This is a genomic window from Bacillus sp. 2B09 (genome assembly GCF_003946835.1).
Classification (GTDB): domain Bacteria; phylum Bacillota; class Bacilli; order Bacillales; family Bacillaceae; genus Bacillus; species Bacillus altitudinis.
In genome coordinates this window covers 1-17,690 of the sequence record NZ_RPSG01000001.1, presented here as the reverse complement: position 1 = coordinate 17,690, position 17,690 = coordinate 1, and the positions used below count along the sequence as shown (strand labels likewise).

General features: G+C 42.5%; 18 protein-coding genes. 13 read left to right on the top strand and 5 right to left on the bottom strand.

Features of this window, described 5'->3' with window-relative positions:
* Nucleotides 1–3: 3 nt before the first annotated feature.
* Nucleotides 4–891 carry a tyrosine-protein phosphatase gene (locus EBQ12_RS00090; RefSeq protein ID WP_048002649.1) on the bottom strand — a complete coding sequence of 296 codons (888 nt, stop codon included), beginning with the start codon at nucleotides 889–891 and terminating at the stop codon, nucleotides 4–6.
* A gap of 90 nt (nucleotides 892–981) precedes the next feature.
* Between EBQ12_RS00090 and EBQ12_RS00085 the strand changes: the two genes are divergently transcribed.
* Together EBQ12_RS00085 and EBQ12_RS00080 are read left to right on the top strand one after the other, a co-directional pair.
* Nucleotides 982–1,734 (top strand): DeoR/GlpR family DNA-binding transcription regulator, encoded by a 753-nt coding sequence (locus EBQ12_RS00085; RefSeq protein ID WP_048002648.1) that lies wholly within the window; start codon nucleotides 982–984, stop codon nucleotides 1,732–1,734.
* Nucleotides 1,735–1,855: 121 nt separating this feature from the next.
* Nucleotides 1,856–2,245 carry a tautomerase family protein gene (locus EBQ12_RS00080; protein ID WP_035704432.1) on the top strand — a complete coding sequence of 130 codons (390 nt, stop codon included), beginning with the start codon at nucleotides 1,856–1,858 and terminating at the stop codon, nucleotides 2,243–2,245.
* Between the two features lie 33 nt (nucleotides 2,246–2,278).
* Here EBQ12_RS00080 and EBQ12_RS00075 read toward each other — a convergent pair whose 3' ends face one another.
* The gene (locus tag EBQ12_RS00075) at nucleotides 2,279–2,833 is read right to left on the bottom strand and encodes a hypothetical protein (RefSeq protein WP_017367394.1); all 555 of its coding nucleotides are present in this window, start codon (nucleotides 2,831–2,833) and stop codon (nucleotides 2,279–2,281) included.
* A gap of 125 nt (nucleotides 2,834–2,958) precedes the next feature.
* Between EBQ12_RS00075 and EBQ12_RS00070 the strand changes: the two genes are divergently transcribed.
* The 6 genes from EBQ12_RS00070 (at nucleotide 2,959) to EBQ12_RS00045 (ending at nucleotide 10,692) form a co-directional block, all read left to right on the top strand.
* Nucleotides 2,959–4,092: a CdaR family transcriptional regulator gene (locus EBQ12_RS00070; RefSeq protein ID WP_098680435.1), complete on the top strand. Its 1,134-nt coding sequence runs from the start codon at nucleotides 2,959–2,961 to the stop codon at nucleotides 4,090–4,092.
* Nucleotides 4,093–4,169: 77 nt separating this feature from the next.
* Nucleotides 4,170–5,579, top strand: coding sequence for a glycolate oxidase subunit GlcD (gene glcD / locus EBQ12_RS00065; RefSeq protein WP_125588721.1), 1,410 nt, complete (start codon nucleotides 4,170–4,172; stop codon nucleotides 5,577–5,579).
* Entirely contained in the window at nucleotides 5,576–6,916 is a 1,341-nt protein-coding gene (locus EBQ12_RS00060) for a (Fe-S)-binding protein (RefSeq protein WP_125588719.1), read from the top strand. Before glcD ends, EBQ12_RS00060 begins: the two co-directional genes overlap by 4 nt.
* A gap of 78 nt (nucleotides 6,917–6,994) precedes the next feature.
* Nucleotides 6,995–8,482 (top strand): spore germination protein, encoded by a 1,488-nt coding sequence (locus tag EBQ12_RS00055; protein WP_041507167.1) that lies wholly within the window; start codon nucleotides 6,995–6,997, stop codon nucleotides 8,480–8,482.
* A 12-nt stretch (nucleotides 8,483–8,494) separates the two neighbouring features.
* Nucleotides 8,495–9,595 (top strand): GerAB/ArcD/ProY family transporter, encoded by a 1,101-nt coding sequence (locus EBQ12_RS00050; RefSeq protein WP_125588717.1) that lies wholly within the window; start codon nucleotides 8,495–8,497, stop codon nucleotides 9,593–9,595.
* Nucleotides 9,592–10,692, top strand: a complete 1,101-nt coding sequence (locus EBQ12_RS00045) for a Ger(x)C family spore germination protein (RefSeq protein WP_230677016.1) — start codon at nucleotides 9,592–9,594, stop codon at nucleotides 10,690–10,692. Before EBQ12_RS00050 ends, EBQ12_RS00045 begins: the two co-directional genes overlap by 4 nt.
* A gap of 43 nt (nucleotides 10,693–10,735) precedes the next feature.
* Here the strand turns inward: EBQ12_RS00045 and EBQ12_RS00040 are convergent, their stop codons facing one another.
* Entirely contained in the window at nucleotides 10,736–10,966 is a 231-nt protein-coding gene (locus EBQ12_RS00040) for an excisionase family DNA-binding protein (protein ID WP_008346618.1), read from the bottom strand.
* Between the two features lie 167 nt (nucleotides 10,967–11,133).
* Here EBQ12_RS00040 and EBQ12_RS00035 point away from each other — a divergent pair, with 167 nt between their 5' ends.
* From EBQ12_RS00035 to uptA, 3 genes are read left to right on the top strand one after another with little or no spacing between them, the layout of a single operon-like run.
* A complete protein-coding gene (locus EBQ12_RS00035) occupies nucleotides 11,134–11,541 on the top strand; it encodes a GtrA family protein (protein ID WP_430384043.1) in 408 nt (135 codons plus the stop codon).
* Between the two features lie 4 nt (nucleotides 11,542–11,545).
* Nucleotides 11,546–12,427, top strand: coding sequence for a UTP--glucose-1-phosphate uridylyltransferase GalU (gene galU / locus EBQ12_RS00030; RefSeq protein WP_017359504.1), 882 nt, complete (start codon nucleotides 11,546–11,548; stop codon nucleotides 12,425–12,427).
* Between the two features lie 53 nt (nucleotides 12,428–12,480).
* Nucleotides 12,481–13,083: an undecaprenyl phosphate transporter UptA gene (uptA, locus tag EBQ12_RS00025; RefSeq protein WP_007499192.1), complete on the top strand. Its 603-nt coding sequence runs from the start codon at nucleotides 12,481–12,483 to the stop codon at nucleotides 13,081–13,083.
* Between the two features lie 39 nt (nucleotides 13,084–13,122).
* Here uptA and EBQ12_RS00020 read toward each other — a convergent pair whose 3' ends face one another.
* A complete protein-coding gene (locus EBQ12_RS00020) occupies nucleotides 13,123–13,944 on the bottom strand; it encodes a uroporphyrinogen-III synthase (RefSeq protein ID WP_125588712.1) in 822 nt (273 codons plus the stop codon).
* Nucleotides 13,945–14,092: 148 nt separating this feature from the next.
* Between EBQ12_RS00020 and EBQ12_RS00015 the strand changes: the two genes are divergently transcribed.
* The gene (locus tag EBQ12_RS00015) at nucleotides 14,093–14,713 is read left to right on the top strand and encodes an acetate uptake transporter (RefSeq protein ID WP_125588710.1); all 621 of its coding nucleotides are present in this window, start codon (nucleotides 14,093–14,095) and stop codon (nucleotides 14,711–14,713) included.
* A 37-nt stretch (nucleotides 14,714–14,750) separates the two neighbouring features.
* On the opposite strand, the gene EBQ12_RS00010 is transcribed toward EBQ12_RS00015, so the two are convergent.
* Nucleotides 14,751–15,770, bottom strand: coding sequence for an LLM class flavin-dependent oxidoreductase (locus EBQ12_RS00010; RefSeq protein ID WP_035704454.1), 1,020 nt, complete (start codon nucleotides 15,768–15,770; stop codon nucleotides 14,751–14,753).
* Nucleotides 15,771–15,954: 184 nt separating this feature from the next.
* On the opposite strand from EBQ12_RS00010, the gene EBQ12_RS00005 reads away from it, so the two are divergent.
* On the top strand, nucleotides 15,955–17,690 hold a 1,736-nt coding region (locus EBQ12_RS00005; protein WP_277597039.1), incomplete at its 3' end, for an autotransporter outer membrane beta-barrel domain-containing protein.

Here is a 17,690-nt window from a genome sequence, read left to right as displayed (position 1 = left end):
AGTTTATTCTGCGTTTTGTGATGGAATGCCAGCAGATGGTGTAAGCAAGATGTTTTTCATTTTAAGCAGCTGAGCTTTCGGGACGTCGCAGGCTTCTAGTAAATACCGCTCTGCACTTCCGTATGTATCCATCATCTCATTCAGTACATCTTCAAGATAATCTTGCTGCACACCGAGCAGGGGCTGAATTTGTTCTTTTGACACCCGATATAAACTCATCATGCGAACAAATCGTTCTTGTCTTTTCACTAGCATTTTCACGCCTTCATTGGAACGCATGTATTCACTTAAAACGGTATGCACCGGTACACCCGCTGCTAATTGAATAAGAGCAGATAAAAAGCCTGTACGGTCCTTTCCACTTGTACAATGAAGCATAAGCGGATAATTTTTTTCATCTGACAGTAATGTAAACAATTGCTGAATCTCTTTTTTTCGCTCATAGAGCATGCTTTGATATACATCTTTCATGATCGGTGTAAAGGATAGAGATTTTCCTTCTGCTATCAGCATACGAAACATGGTCCATTTGCTAGGCATCATGCTGTCAGGCTGCATAGGGATATGAACAATTTTGTCATGTTCCATGATCTTTGGTGGGTGTGATTTTCGTTCTGAGCTTGTACGCAGGTCACAAATCGTTTGAATTCCAAGTGTTGAGAACGTCAATATGTCTTGCTTCGTGAGACGTGATAAATCAGCAGATCGATAAATCATTCCTTGTTTGATGACCATCTGATCCGTTGTTTGAAGTCCCCCTACCTCTCTAAAATTTGCAAGCTTTGAAAATTGTATGTTGTGTTCATTCATAGAAGTGAATATCCTTTCTATCCTCTTTTCTCTATCATACGCTTTTATGAAAAATGAGAAAAGATAAGAGAAAAAGATCATTCGATTCTCCCATGTTGATCAGTGACATCTTTTACGTGGAATTATTGTTATAATAGAATCAGCATATTCGTATTGATTGGAGATTGTAGCATGATAAAAACAAAACGTATTCAGCAAATAAAAGAGTATGTATTTGACCGGGAATCTGCCTCTCTTGATGAGCTTGTGACGCATTTTGGCGTCTCAAAAAACACCATACGCCGAGATGTACAAGCATTGGTAGAATCCGGCGTGCTAAAGAAAGTGTACGGCGGCGTCGCTGTGAATCACACAACATTGGTGGTGTATCAGGAGCGAAAGACTCGTCAGCTGAGTAAAAAACAATTGATCGGACAGGCTGCCGCCGCTTTTGTTGAACATGGTGATATGATTTTTGTTGATTCTGGTACAACGACACTGGAGATGCTTCCCTATTTGAAGGAGAAACAGATTACCGTTGTGACAAATAACGTGGATTTCATTACACAGGCTATGCCTTATGAACACCTCACCATCTTTTCAACCGGGGGTATGCTAGAGCGAAAAACAAATTCTTTCGTTGGTTATCAAAGTGTTGAACGTCTCAAAGCATACAATGTCAATAAAGCATTTATTGCATCAACTGGTTTATCCATTGATCATGGCGTCACGAATTCCTCCCCGCTTGAGACAGATATTAAAAAAACGCTCGTTGAAAAAAACGCCAAAACCTTTTTATTAGTCGATGATAGTAAGTTTGACCATTATGCCTTGACCACGTTTTGTGACTTAAAAGACATAGACATCGTCGTGACGAATGAACAACCAAATGAAGATTACCTTCAATATGGAAAAGAGCATGATGTGAAATTTGTCACGCCTTAGTCCAGAGCAAAAAAGCCAAGCGCCAATGTTTTGGCTTTTTTCTTATGCGCAAAAGAGTGAAACGGCGAAGTGTTGGTTACATTATGATTGTACATTTAACACATGTTTGGAGGTTGACCTGATGCCGTTGTTACGTTTTGACGTGATAGAAGGCCGTTCAAAAGAGGAATTAAAAAAACTGCTGGACACTTGCCATGAAGCAATGGTTGATGCCTTTGGGGTACCTGAACGAGATCGCTATCAAATTGTTCATCAGCACCGCCCTGAAGAGATGATCATTGAAGACACTGGGCTTGGTTATCCGAGAACAAAGGATCTTGTTGTCATTAGTGTTGTCAGTAAACAGCGGACGAAAGAACAAAAGGAACAGCTTTATGCACAAATCGCAGAACGTATAGAAAAAGAATGCGGAGTTGCCAAGACGGATGTGATGATTTCCATCGTGGAAAATGGAGACGCCGATTGGAGCTTCGGGATGGGTGAGGCTCAATTCATAAGAGGATGGCTTTAAAAAACGGCTCAGGAATGTGAGCCGTTTTTTGATTCATTCATTTTCAAGCTGCATGAGCAAGTTGAATAAATAGCGGTACACTGCTGAGATCACACCAATTAAAGGCGTATCTTCTTTGATGTCTTCTAGTTCAAGAAGCGGAATGTTGATATCAAATAACCCGTCTTGTCCATTAAATTGAAGCTGAGCACCATTTAATGTTGAGAGCATCTCTTTTAGTAATCCGGTATCTTTTTTAGGACGCTTCAATCCGAATAACACGGTATACGTCTGAAATACTTCATCCCATTCTATGGCAAGTCCGTCGGCTCTCACCACATCAAACCACTTCGACTCGATATAAATGAATTCTTTTTGTTGTTTTTTTACGTATGTAAGAGGTGTATTTAAAAAGGAAGCATTTTCTGTTTGAATCATTTCCTCCGATTCCTTGTCTACACGTTCTATATAAACATCTGCAAAGCGTGCTTCTTCTGTCATTTTTGCCCCTTCTAGCGGCCAATTTTGACTTGCGGCTTTGTTATATTCAAAGTCGGTGAGCGCCTGCCCTTCTTTCAATAAATCTTGTAAGCGATTTTGCAGTGACATGACTGTATCTCCTTTCATCTACTTCATATGCGTTTTTTATTTTAGCATAACACATGAAAAGAAAGATATGCCTGAGCATATGATGGTATGATAGTGTAAAAAGAAACATCTCGGAGGGGACCGTTTTGCTCACAATGACACTGGCAGAAAAAATCGTAGATGAGGTCAAAAAGGTACTGACGGAAGAAATCATCATCACACAAACAAACGGTACCATTATTGCTGCAACAGATCCAGCACGCATTGGTCAATTTCATGAAGGAGCATATGTCACATCCTTAGAAGGGCAGAAACGAATTCTCACAAAGGATGATGTGCTGCAGATGAAAGGCGTCAAAGCCGGTATCAATCTGCCTATTTATTTTAAACAAGAAGTCATTGGGGTCATTGGAATGACAGGTGATCCAAGGCATGTCTCCCCTTTTGGCGACATTTTACGGAAAATGACGGAGCTGCTCATTCAAGAGCATGAATTCTTTCAAGAAACGGAAACAGATGAACGGCAGCTTGAAGCCTTTGTATTCGACTGGCTTCATCTGCCAGAGACAGCGGTTGGAATGACCGAGAAGGCGCAGCGGCTTGGCTTTGATGTCAACAAGCAGCGTGTCGCTATTCTCATTGATTGTCAAGACGAAACGTTTATGAAGCAGGATCAATACAAACTGATGAAGGACAAATTGCAACTCACCAATCAGGAGATCATTGTGCGCTGGGGGCATGCACGTTTTTTGCTCATGCTACAAGCCACACCAGATGGTCGAGAAACATGGCACAAGCGCTTGTTCCATATTCATGCTGCGCTCACAGCGCTGTCACCATCGAGGATTTTAATGGGGGCAGGAAAACCAGCAGCTTCTCATGTCATGAAGCAGTCCTTTCATCAAGCTTTTCGCGCTTTAAAATTGGCACATGCTGATACACCCATTGTGTTTGATGAAGATTTGACGCTTGAACTTTTTATGGAGGAAATCAGTCAGGAAACAAAAGATGCGTTTCTTGATCGAACGATTGCGTCCCTTTTCCCCTATCCTGAACTAGTGAAAACATTGCGGGTACTCATCGCTTCGGATTACTCATTGAAACATACAGCAGAAGCTATGCATGTCCATATTAATACACTTCATTACAGATTAAAACGGATTCAGGATTTAACGACACTTGATCCAAAGCGCATGCAAGATGCGATGCTTTTTTATTTGGCCTTGCTGCTTTTAGATCATGATACAAAAAATACGATAAAACAGCCTGATATTTTGTAGAATCGTCTATAGTCATGTGACGGTTCTTTTTTTATACTGGTAGAAACGAGACGTTAAATGAGCGGGAGTGATTGTATATGCTAGATTCAGAATTTTCAAATCAATTAAAAGAGATTGTCGGTGCGCCCAATGTCCAAGACAGCAAGGCGGATCGTCTTGCCTACTCTTATGATGCGACACCAAATTTTCAACAGATGCCAGATGCCATCGTGACACCTCGCACGGCAGAAGAAGTGCAGCAAATTGTGAAACTGTGCGCCTCTTACAAGGTGCCGATCGTCCCAAGAGGCTCAGGGACGAATCTGTGCGCAGGAACATGCCCTACTCAGGGCGGATTGGTGATTCTCTTTACTAGAATGAATCAATTATTAGAAATAGACGAAGAAAATTTAACCGCAACGGTGCAGCCTGGCTTAATTACGCAGGAGTTGATTCATCAAGTAGAGGAAAAAGGTCTCTTCTACCCGCCTGATCCAAGCTCTATGAAAATTTCCACATTAGGCGGCAATATTAACGAAAATTCAGGGGGACTGCGGGGGTTAAAGTATGGAGTCACAAGAGATTATGTCCTTGGGCTTGAAGTGGTTTTGCCAAATGGTGACATTATCAAAACAGGCGGAAAGCTTGCAAAAGATGTCGCTGGCTATGATATGACTCGATTGTTCGTTGGTTCAGAAGGAACACTCGGGATTGTCACAGAAGCGGTGCTAAAGCTCCTGCCGCTTCCAGAAACGAAACAAACAATGCTTTGTTTATACGAAAGCCTTGAAGAAGCTGCGACTTCTGTATCGGCCATCATTGCTGAGCGTATCATTCCTGCTACATTAGAATTTATGGATCAGCCGACCCTTGAAGTCGTTGAAGATTTTGCAAACATCGGCCTGCCCACCGACGTTCAAGCTGTGTTATTAATTGAACAGGACGGCAACCCTGAAGCTGTTTCTCGTGATATCCAAAAAATCGCAGAAGTCTGTGAGCAGCACGGGGCTAAAAGCGTCAAGATTGCACATTCAGAAGAAGAGGCAAGTGCACTCTTAACAGCGAGACGCTCTGCTTTATCTGCCCTCGCTCGATTAAGTCCTACAACGATTTTAGAAGATGCTACCGTTCCCCGGTCTGAAATTGCCAATATGGTTCGTGCAATCGAAGACATTGCACGAAAGTACGAGGTGAACATTTGTACGTTTGGTCATGCAGGTGATGGCAACTTACACCCCACTTGTGCGACAGATGCAAGAATTGAAGAAGAAATGAAACGTGTAGAAGCTGCTTTTCAGGCCATTTTTGAAAAAGCCGTTGCCCTTGGCGGCACCATTACAGGCGAACATGGCGTGGGTCTAATGAAAGCGCCCTATTTGGAGCTGAAGGTCAAAAAAGAAGGAATCGCTGCCATGAAGGCGATTAAACAGGCACTTGACCCTGCAAATATCATGAACCCAGATAAAGTGTTTGGAAAAGCCTCAAGAAAGCGAGTGGTGGTCTCATGAGTTCTTCTTCTAAGCAAAAAGAGATCCAGCAGCAGTTTCAGGAGCAAATGGATGAAAAGGAGCTGCTTAATTGCATGCGCTGCGGATTCTGCCTCCCTTCCTGCCCTACCTATATTGAATCTGGACAACAAGAAACGCACTCTCCTCGGGGCCGAATTGCGTTAATGAAAGCTGTAAGAGATGGCGTCATTGAGCCGGATGAAGATGTTGAACATTCCCTTAATCTTTGTCTTGGCTGCCGTGCATGTGAACCAGTCTGCCCTTCTGGCGTCAAGTATGGACAGTTGCTAGAAGATGCCAGAGACATTATTCAACAACATAAAAAACAATCATTTCCTGTCAAATTGATGAGACGTGTTGTGTTTAAAGGTCTCTTTCCGTCGCAAAGTCGTATGCGACAAGTTGCTAGTTTTCTTCGATTTTATCAAACATCTGGTCTGCAAACAGCCGCCAGGAAGACGCGCATACTGAAGGTGCTTCCCTCCCATTTACAGTTGATGGAACAGGCACTTCCAAAGGTACCGCCTCAAAAGAAAAAACGTTTGAATGAATATAAAGCCATTGGTCAGGCAAAAAAACGGGTGGCGTTTTTTACTGGCTGTTTAATGGATACAGTTTTCTCCAACACAAACAAAGCGACCATTCATCTCTTGCAGCTGTCAGGCTGCGATGTGATCGTTCCTCCTATACAAACGTGCTGCGGCGCGCTTCATGGTCATAGCGGAGAAAAAGACCAAGCAAAACAGTTAGCCAAGCGGAATATTGAAGCATTCGAGGAAACAGATGCCGATGCGATTGTCATGAACGCCGGCGGCTGCGGCGCCTTTTTAAGTGATTACGGTCATTTGCTTCAGGATGACCCAGATTTTCAAAAACGAAGTAAAGCCTTCTCACAGAAAATAACCGATATATCAAGCATCCTTGTGGAGCTCGAGTTTCACCGCCGCGTGCCACTGGTTTTGCCAGCGCAAGTGATCACCTATCAAGACTCCTGTCATTTACGAAATGGGATGAATGTACAACAGGCGCCGAGGGTGCTCATGAAAGCCATTCAAGGGGTAACTTTTAAAGAAATGAAAGATGCCGGCCGCTGCTGCGGATCTGCAGGAATCTACAATATCTTGCAGCCAGACATGTCGATGCAAATTTTAGATCATAAAATGACGGAAGCGAGCAACACAGCTGCAGCTGCCATTGTGACGTCGAATCCAGGCTGTCAATTACAAATGGCAGCAGGCGTCAAAAAGGCAGGACATATTTCTAGCATGAGAGCGATTCATCTGGCTGACTTTTTATTAGAAGCCGTTCAATATGGAAAAAAAGCGTCCAGCTCATGAAGCTGAACGCTTTTTTTATGCATATCTTCAGACGATTGGTTGGATAATAGAGGAAAATCGCGGAAGGAGATGGTTCAAGTGCTGAAGAAAAACAAATCAAAACAGAAAGACCCGAATTCAGTATTTGAGGCACTATCGCGTTCCTCTGATTTTATCAATGAATTATCAAGTTCCGGAGGTTTCCTTTATAGAATTTCTTTTTTTCGTCCTTTAATTAATGGCAATCTCCTTCATGAACAAATCTTGCCTTTTATTCAGCAATTGCATCTGACACCCACCCTTGAAGAGCTGAAAGAACACATCCCAATCGAACAAGCTGTGATTACGAGGGACCTTCAAAAAGTGGAAGAAGCTCTTCATCGAGGCAGTATTGCTGTTCGAATTGAGACAGACTGGGGCAAAGCGCTCCTTTTGCCGATTGAAGAAAAGAAAGGCAGACAAGTGAGCCAACCTGAGATTGAATTCGGGATTATCAGTGCGCAGGAAGCCTTTGTGGAAGGGCTGGATACAAACTTAAACTTGCTCAGACGCAGGCTGCCCACTCCTGACCTTAAAGTAGTTGAACACACAGTTGGTACCCTTTCTCAAACGAAAGTAGCCGTTGTATACATAGAGGATATCGCCAACCCACAGAACATTGAAACCGTTCTTCAGCGGATTCAAGATGTTGACTATGACCAAATTCTAGATTCTAATTATCTTGCGCAAATGCTTTATGATGTGTCCAATACAATCTTTCCATTGTTTTTAAATACAGAACGGCCAGACAGGGTTTCCTCAGGTCTAACTGAAGGAAAAATAGCCATTATGGTTGACGGTTCGCCTCATACCCTGCTTGCACCTACAATTTTACTCGAGTATTTTTCTACAATGGAAGACTATAACATGTCTTGGATCGCAGCATCCTCCTTTCGGCTGTTACGCATTTTTGCTGTAATTTTTTCTATTTTTGCAACCCCTTTGTATGTAGCTGTTTTAACGTTTCACTATGAACTGATTCCTAAAGACTTATTAGAAACGATTGTCGCATCACGCTATCTCGTTCCCTTTCCGCCTATTATTGAAGCATTATTTTTAGAGATATCGATTGAGCTACTTAGGGAAGCCGGGTCTCGCCTTCCTGCAAAAGTCGGACAGACGCTCGGGATTGTTGGAGGTATTGTGATCGGACAGGCTGCGGTTGCAGCGGGATTAACAAGTAATATCCTGCTCATTATAGTCGCATTATCAGCTCTTGCCTCTTTTGTCACCCCTATTTATAAAATGGGGACAACCATTCGTCTCTTACGTTTCCCATTCCTTTTTGCTGCACAAGTGTGGGGAGCGCTAGGGATTTCGCTGATGGGGGCTTTTCTTCTTACACATTTAATGAAATTAACGTCTATAGGACAACCTTACTTAGAGCCAATCTTTCCACTTCGATTGGCCGATTTAAAGGGTAGTTTGATTCGTCCCCAGCTCCGCTTTTTGAAAAAACGTCCAGAAAATTTACGCCCGCAAAATGAAACGATACACCGCCAAAAGCCAAAGCAAGGCCGTAAGGGGAAAAATGATTTTTATGAATAAGGAAGTGAAGGCATGAGCTCTTCTTCTGTGAAAGAAAAATTTCAAGTGTCCCCTTTTTTTGTGTTTTTTCTTGTCAATGCCAATCAAGTAGGTGTTGGTATTTTAAATTTCCAGACGAATCTTGTCCGGACGATTAATAATGATGGGTGGATCGCCATTTTAATTGCTGGTGCAAGTGTCAATTTAATGATTTTCCTTATTTACTTTTTGTTTAAAAAAGCACCTACTGACGAATTTAGTGACATTACGCAATCTGTGTTTGGTAAATGGCTCGGACAATTCATCAACATTCTCTACATTTTGTATTTTTCTTCATTGTCTTTGATTGTGCTTGTTCATTATATGGATGTGATCCATGTTTGGCTATTTAAAGAAATTCCTGGTCTTTTATTTGCATCAGTGCTGCTCATCCTCGTCTATTACATTCACACAGGCGGATTTAGAACAATCGCTGGCTGGGCATTCTTTAGCATTGTCCTAACGTACTGGATGACCTTTATCTGTTTTTATGTCATGAAATATAGTCACATCCGCTTTATGTTCCCCATGTTTGATCATTCATTTTCACAACTCATGATGGGGGTCAAAGATGCCTCTTTATCCATGTTTGGTTTTGGAACATTGCTTGTCTATTATCCCTTTATTAAAAAAGCACAAACGTCGCAAAAATTTGCACATATGGGAGTGTTACTGACTACATGCCTGAATTTGCTTGTATTTCTCGTTTCTATAGCGTACTACTCAAGTGCTCAGCTCGAACTAACGAAATGGCCAACATTGACATTAACCAGCATTGTCAAACTTCCGTTTATCCAGCGCTTTGAATTTATTGAAGTGTCGCTATGGCTTTTGCTTATCGTTCCAAATATCGCCATTCCATTATGGGCAGCCAGCAGAATGGCAAAACAAGTGTTTCACACGAGCCAACGCATGACGTTAATTGTTCTCAGCCTTCTCATTCTCGTCATGTTTTCATTTTTGATCGAGGCCACCTCTTTTGAGACGTTTAATAAATGGGTGGAATATAGCGGATATATCCTCATATATGGATTGACTGGATGTATGATCATTGGGCTGCTGCTGAAAAAAAGGTGGGTGAAAAAACGCGCATGAAACATTATATTCTCGTGTGTCTCATGTTATTGAGCCTTTTCTTAACGAGCTGTGCACAGCCTCGTCTCTTAGATGAATTAAGTATCTCGCAGGCAGCGGGATTTGACTTATTGGATGATGGAGAAATGAAGGGCTTCTTTGTTTTCCCTGTTTTTAAAAGCGAAGAACAAGGAAGCTATCAAATTGTAAGTGCTAAGTCAAATACCATTAGTAATATTCAGTTTCTTGTGTCGGAAAAATCGCCTTTCCCCGTTGTCATGGGACAAGTACTCGTGATTTTAATAAGTGAAAAGCTGGCGAAAGAAGTGGGTATGATTGATTTGATGAATTACATCTATCGTGATCCGATCATTGGGTCCCGTCAAGTATTTGCCATAGTAGGCGGAGAAGTTGAAGATTTGTTGTATACAAAGATGAATCAAACCAACTTAAATATCGGTGTATATCTTTCAGATTTGCTGGCCCAAAACATGCGAAATGGCAATCAACCTGTGACCAATCAGCATATTTTTATGAATCAGATGATGGCAAAAGGCGTGGATGCCTACCTCCCTTACATTAAAAATACAAGCAACTCTATTAAAGTATCAGGTGTCGCTCTTTTTGATCAAGAAAAAATGGTTGGGCATATTCCAGGGGAAGATACGTTTACGTTTAAAGCGATGATTGAAAATCATAAAAATGGGATTTATGAGTTTCGATTTAATGACACAAAGAAAACCCATGTTGTCATTGAAAATATCAAATCACATGTGTCTTATCACATTAAACCAACTGAAAACCTTTCAAAAAAGCCTCATATCACCATTGATATCAAGCTGAAAGGTGAGTTAAAAGAATTTATGAAATCAAAAAAAATCGATACGCCTTCTATCTTGCAGCATGTTGAAAAAGAAGTGGAGAAGCGTGTGGCCCAGCAAGGAAAAGACCTTGTTCAATCCTTTAAAAAGCAAAAAATTGATCCACTTGGACTTGGTTTGAGATATCGTTCTAAAGATAAAGCCATGACACCGGAGAAATGGCAAAAAATCTACCCTGATGCAGATGTCCAAGTGAATTGTCATATGAACATTGTCCAAACGGGTGTCAGCCAATAAAAAAGACTGTATGAAAAGGTTCTCCCTTCTCGTACAGTCTTTTTTAATCTTCATCTTTTACGTCCGGGTCCTCAGGGATTGGTTCATTTAAGATGTCTTGAATGAGCTCTTTATATTGTTCTAGCTGTTTCATATGGGTTTGAAACTGCCCTTGATAAATGAGATACGATTCCCCGTCAAATACGTAACGAATCTTTTTTTGCTGGATTAATTTTTCAACATATGCTTCAGATACTTCTAAGTATTCAGCTGTTTCTCCAATTGTTAAATACATGCATGTGCACCACCGTTCGTTTCATCTTACAAATTATATCACGAGCTGGTGAAAAAACAGATATCGCTTGTTCATGTTTTTTTCATCTTTTCTTCACTGATTCGTCAACTCGCTTTTGTACAGTATTCATACACCCACTCAAACACTAGGAGGTGATGATCCTTCGCATGACAAAGAAAAATATTCGGACCTATGCCGCATTTTTAACTGTAGGCGCTAGCAATACGATGATTGACTTTTTGTTCTTCTTTTTTTTAACTGCTTGCTTTGTTCCCTCTTTTCTTGCACAGTGCCTGTCCTATACAGCAGGAATGCTGAACAGTTATGTTTGGAATCGAAAATGGACGTTCCAAGTGAAAAAGAAAGCTGACAAGTGGGAATGGATCAAGTGGACCACAGTCAACGGCGCAGCGTGCCTCCTCACCTATGTTGTCTTATATGTCATGCAGCAAGCAGGTTTCTCATTATTCATTAGTAAAGCGATTGGTACCCTTCTTGGCATGATGATCACTTTTACTGGAAGCCGCCTATGGGTGTTTCCATCAGAAAATAAACCATCAGAAATGGAGCGATGATTCAATGAATATCAAAAAAGCCGTTATACCAGCAGCCGGATTAGGCACACGTTTTTTACCCGCAACGAAAGCACAGCCAAAGGAAATGCTGCCGATTATCGACAAACCCGCCATTCAATACATAGTTGAGGAGGCTGTTCAATCAGGCATTGAAGATATACTAATTATCACAGGAAGAAATAAAAAATCGATTGAAGACCACTTTGACCGTTCGATTGAGCTAGAACACACGTTGCTTGAAAAAGGAAAAAATGAACAGCTGGCTGAAATCAAACATATTGCGGATATGGCCAATATTCATTATATTCGTCAAAAGGAGCCCTTAGGTCTTGGACATGCGGTATTATGTGCACGTCATTTTACTGGCAATGATCCTTTTGCGGTCCTTTTAGGTGATGATGTCATGGTGTCAGAAAGACCTGCACTCTCTCAGCTCATGGAAGTCTTTGAAGACAAACAAAGAGAGGTCATTGGCGTCCAGCAAGTGGATCGTCTAGATGTCAGTAAGTATGGTATGATAAGACCAGCTAGAGTAGACGGTCAAGTGTTTGAAGTCACAGACTTAGTGGAAAAGCCAGCTATTCATGAAGCTCCTTCCGATTTAGCCGTGATGGGCAGGTATCTGTTAACACCATCGATTTTTCCTATTCTTCAAGGAATCGAGAGAGGTGCCGGGAACGAAATCCAGCTGACAGATGCCCTGAAAATCATTGCACATGAATCACCCATTTATGCAAAACAATTAGATGGGATGAGATTTGACGTTGGTGATAAGCTGGGCTCATTTAAGGCAGCGGCTGAAATTGGATTGATGCGTCATGATATGCGGACAGCCATGCTAGCATATATGCAAAGCATACTCATGAGAGAAGCAAAACAAGCATAGGCTCTTATAAGGATGCTTGAAGAAAATTCGTATTTAAAGGCAGAGTGAAATGAATGGGAACCTTGTTTAATGAAATTTTAACCTGGCTGACAAGCCTTGGTTACGCAGGTGTTGCACTTGGACTGATGATTGAAATTATTCCAAGTGAAATTGTACTTGCCTACGGCGGATATATGGTGTCAACAGGAAGCATAGGATTTGTTGGAGCCGTCATCGCTGGGGTGATTGGAGGAACACTTGCCCAGTGCTTTATTTACTGGATCGGCCTTTACGGCGGAAGACCTTTTTTAACAAAGTATGGGAAGTATTTATTCATCCATGAGCATCATATTGCCACGGCAGAACGCTGGTTTGACCGATATGGAACTGGTGTTGTATTTACAGCTCGTTTTATCCCAGTCGTGCGCCACGCGATCTCAATTCCAGCTGGTATTGCAAAGATGCCATTTCTCAAATTTGTTCTTTTGACCGGATTAGCCGCCATCCCTTGGTCCATCCTATTTATTTACCTTGGAATGCAGCTTGGGACAAAATGGGACCACATTCAAAGTGTCGCTCACACGTATACAACACCAATTATGGTCATTGCCATCGTTCTCATCGTACTGTATTTCGTTTTGAAAAAAATTCGCACAAATCGAAAACGGACAATCTAACGAAAACGCCTTTCACTCGTCATGTGAAAGGCGTTTTTTCTATGCGTGCGTCGATTGTTTTTTCATATATTGAGATAATTCCATAATCATTGCACCCATTCTTTCAAGTGAAGGGGCTAGAATTCGGCTTATCCCCTCTTCTTTTAATGCTTCAGCTGTGACTTTTCCAACAGCTACAGCTAATACATGCTGCTCGAATAGAAGTTGCAGTTCTTCTTTTTTGCCCCATTCTTCTGCTAGTTTGAAAAAGGCATGAACCTGAACAGCAGTTGTAAAACAAACGGCATGGACCTTCCCTTCTTTCATTTCTTGAAGCAAAGTGTCTGCCGCCACTGGTTCAGGGGGCGTGTGCTGATATGGCATGAGCTGCAAAACGTCTGCTCCCTTGTGATGTAAAAAATCAATGAGAGCTGGTGCACTTTCGCCGTGAAGCTGTACCATGACCCGTTTACCTTGAAGTTCTTTGTCTTCTAACTTTGAAATGAGGTCACGAACGGTTCCATCTTCATCAGAAACATCAGGCTGAATGCCGTGTTTTTTTAGAGCCGCATACGTTTTGTATCCTCTTGAAGCGATATGGGCACTTGATAAAATGTTCATAAATGCTTCTCCAAGCTGGAGCTCTTCTGCAGTTTCAATTAATGTGTCTGTGCCGATACCCGTTGTTAAAATGACCCAGTCAGCTCCCTTCTTTACAAAGGTTTCTATGCCTGGCTTCAATTCCTCTTTGGCTAAAAATACAGTGCCCTGAAGAGAACGAATAACAGCTTGTCCCCCTTGCTTTTCAACAAGTGTACGCATTTCTTCTGTTTTTCTTGTTCCGCATATGGCAATGGTCTTTCCAGCTAAGCCTTTACTCATTCTCATCCCTCTTTTTCTATCACATGTATGATGTATTGTATTAAATATAGATTTATTTGGAAGACGTTGCAAGTGTCTACTAAAAAAGAGCTTGACGTTTCTATCGAATTCGAGTATCTTTTGTAAGTGCAAATTGTAGGAGGTCATTATGGAAAAACAGAATGTTCAAGCAATTCGAGTATCAATCGCAGACCCAACACCACTTGGTTTGTTTGGTTTAGCAATGGTGACGCTTGTTGCGTCTTCACAAAAACTAGGAATCACAGATGGTACATCCCTTATTTTACCTTGGGCTATCTTCCTTGGAGGAATCGCGCAGCTGATTGCGTCCATACAAGATTCAAAGCATCATAATATTTTTGGAGCCACTGCCTTCGGCGCATTCGGTCTTTTTTGGATGGGTGTTGGAACCACTTGGCTCATTCAAGCTGGCGTTTTTGGGAAAACGCTTGCGGGAGCTGCGGACCCAAAACAACTAGGTTTTGCTTTTATTGGTTATTTGATTTTCAGCTTATTTATGACGATCGGTGCAATGGAAACACATAAAGTATTGTTTTTGATTTTCGTCTTTATTGATTTCTTATTCATTGGCCTTTCCCTTAGCTCGTTTGGTGTGATGTATGATGTAACTCATACGATGGCTGGTATTGCAGAATTGATTATTTCTCTTCTTTCATTTTATGGTTCTGCAGCTGTTGTGCTGAATACACATTTTGGTCGTACAGTACTGCCAGTTGGACAACCATTTCGCGTGTTCACTAAAGCATAAATAAAAAAGAACTGCTCTTGGCAGTTCTTTTTTATTCTTATTTTTCTTGTTCCTCTTGAAATATCTCTGCAATGATTTCATAAGAACGCATTCTTTCTTGATGGTCAAACATATCAGAATTAATCATGACTTCATCTGCTTGAGTTGCTTCAATAAAGGCTTCTAACTCTTTTTTCACCTTTTGTTTATCCCCGATCATCGTCGAACTTAATTGTTCGTCCACCATCGCCTTCTCATATGGACTCCATAACCCATCCATACTTTCAACAGGGGCTTTGAGTTTTCCTGGTGTATTACGAATAAGGCTCAAGAATCGCTGATAATGAGACGTCGCCAAATATTCAGCCCGCTCTGTTTGATCAGCAGCAAAAACCGTGACACCAACCATCGCATAAGGTTCTTTTAACACATCTGAAGGTTGAAATGACTGTCTGTATAATTCTAAAGCAGGAATGGTATTTTTAGGGGAGAAATGTGCCGCAAAGGCAAATGGCAGTCCCAGTTCTCCTGCAAGCCTTGCACTAAAACCACTTGAACCAAGAAGCCAAATTGGTATATCCAATCCTTCTCCCGGAACGGCTCTTACATGTTTTTTGACCTGACCAGTCGGTTTGAAATATTGCCGAAGTTCTTCAAGCTGCTCAGGGAAATCCTCACCATTATGAAGATTACGTCTAAGTGCCCTTGCCGTTAACTGATCTGTTCCTGGTGCCCTGCCAAGACCTAAATCAATTCTCCCTGGATACAGAGTCTCCAGTGTTCCAAATTGTTCTGCAATGACGAGTGAAGAATGGTTTGGAAGCATAATCCCCCCAGAACCAACCCGGATCTTTTCAGTCCCTCCAGCAATATGTCCAATCAAGACGGATGTTGCTGAACTCGCAACCCCTTCCATATTATGATGCTCCGCAAGCCAATATCTATGGTAGCCCCACTTCTCAGCTTTTTTTGCTAAATCCATACTATGCTCAAATGATTCTTTAATTGTGCCCCCCTCTGTTACAGAGGATAAATTTAACACGGAATATGCTGTGTGTTGTAAAACTGATTGACTCATACATGCTGCCCCATTTCTTTCAAAAATCATACTAGTTTCATTCTTTCAACACCATAACATAAAACGATTTAACTTTTAAATGATTTGATTCGATGAACTTCGAACTAAAAAATATCATTAAGCTCAATTCCGCTTTTTAAATTTCCACATAGAATAAAATATTAACTTTTAGGAGATGGGGAATTTGTATAACCAGTACGATAACAAATGTCCCTTTTGCGGAAAAAATCATGATTGGCAACCTCATTACAGAAAATCTCGTCACGATAGACCTACATTTGATGATTGCCCTCTTCTTAAACGAGAATGTAAAAAGAAAAAAGTTGTTAAACATCACAGCACTTGTGCTAAAGCAAAAGGACGAAAAAAAACAAATAATAAGATTGTAAAAAGGGGTCCAACTGGTGCTACTGGACCTACCGGTGCAACGGGTGTAACTGGAGATACTGGACCTACCGGTGCTACTGGTGTAACTGGTGATACGGGTCCTACTGGAGCCACTGGTGTAACTGGTGATACCGGACCTACCGGTGCTACTGGTGTAACTGGTGATACCGGACCTACCGGTGTTACTGGAGATACTGGGCCTACTGGTGTAACTGGTGATACCGGGCCTACCGGTGCTACTGGTGCAACTGGTAATACCGGACCTACCGGTGCGACTGGTGTAACTGGTGATACTGGGCCTACTGGTGCGACTGGAGTAACTGGAGATACCGGGCCTACTGGTGCGACTGGTCCAACCGGTGCCACCGGAGTTACTGGATCCACTGGAGATACCGGACCTACTGGTCCAACCGGTGATACTGGTGCAACTGGTAATACCGGACCTACCGGTGCCACTGGTGTAACTGGTGATACTGGACCTACTGGTGCCACTGGTGTAACTGGTGATACCGGACCTACCGGTGTTACTGGTGTAACTGGTGATACCGGACCTACCGGTGTAACTGGAGATACTGGGCCTACCGGTGTAGGATTAACAGGAATTGAAGCGTTTGATCCGGTAGTAAGTCCTACTTACCCGGTAGGGCAAGTAGTGACCTTTAATGGCAGTACGTATGTAGTAAATACTGCACCACCGACAGGTACACCAGATACTTCTCCAGACTACACATTACTGGCTGCAGCAGGATCAACTGGAGATACTGGAGTAACTGGAGTAACTGGAGATACCGGACCTACTGGTCCAACAGGTGATACTGGTCCAACTGGTAATACCGGACCTACCGGTGCGACTGGTGTAACTGGTGATACTGGCCCTACGGGAGCCACTGGAGTTACTGGTGCTACTGGTCCTACCGGTGCCACCGGAGTTACTGGTGCCACTGGTGTAACTGGAGATACCGGGCCTACCGGTGCGACTGGTGTAACTGGTGATACCGGGCCTACTGGTGCCACCGGAGTTACTGGAGCTACTGGAGATACCGGGCCTACCGGAGCCACTGGTGCGACTGGTGATACTGGTGCAACTGGTGATACCGGACCTACCGGTGCGACTGGAGTAACTGGAGATACTGGCCCTACGGGAGCCACTGGAGTAACTGGAGTAACTGGAGATACTGGGCCTACCGGAGCCACTGGAGTAACTGGAGATACCGGGCCTACCGGTGTAGGATTAACAGGAATTGAAGCGTTTGATCCGGTAGTAAGTCCTACTTACCCGGTAGGGCAAGTAGTGACCTTTAATGGCAGTACGTATGTAGTAAATACTGCACCACCGACAGGTACACCAGATACTTCCCCAGACTACACATTACTGGCTGCAGCAGGATCAACTGGAGATACTGGTCCAACTGGTAATACCGGACCTACCGGTGCGACTGGTGTAACTGGTGATACTGGCCCTACGGGAGCCACTGGAGTTACTGGTGCTACTGGTCCTACCGGTGCCACCGGAGTTACTGGTGCCACTGGTGT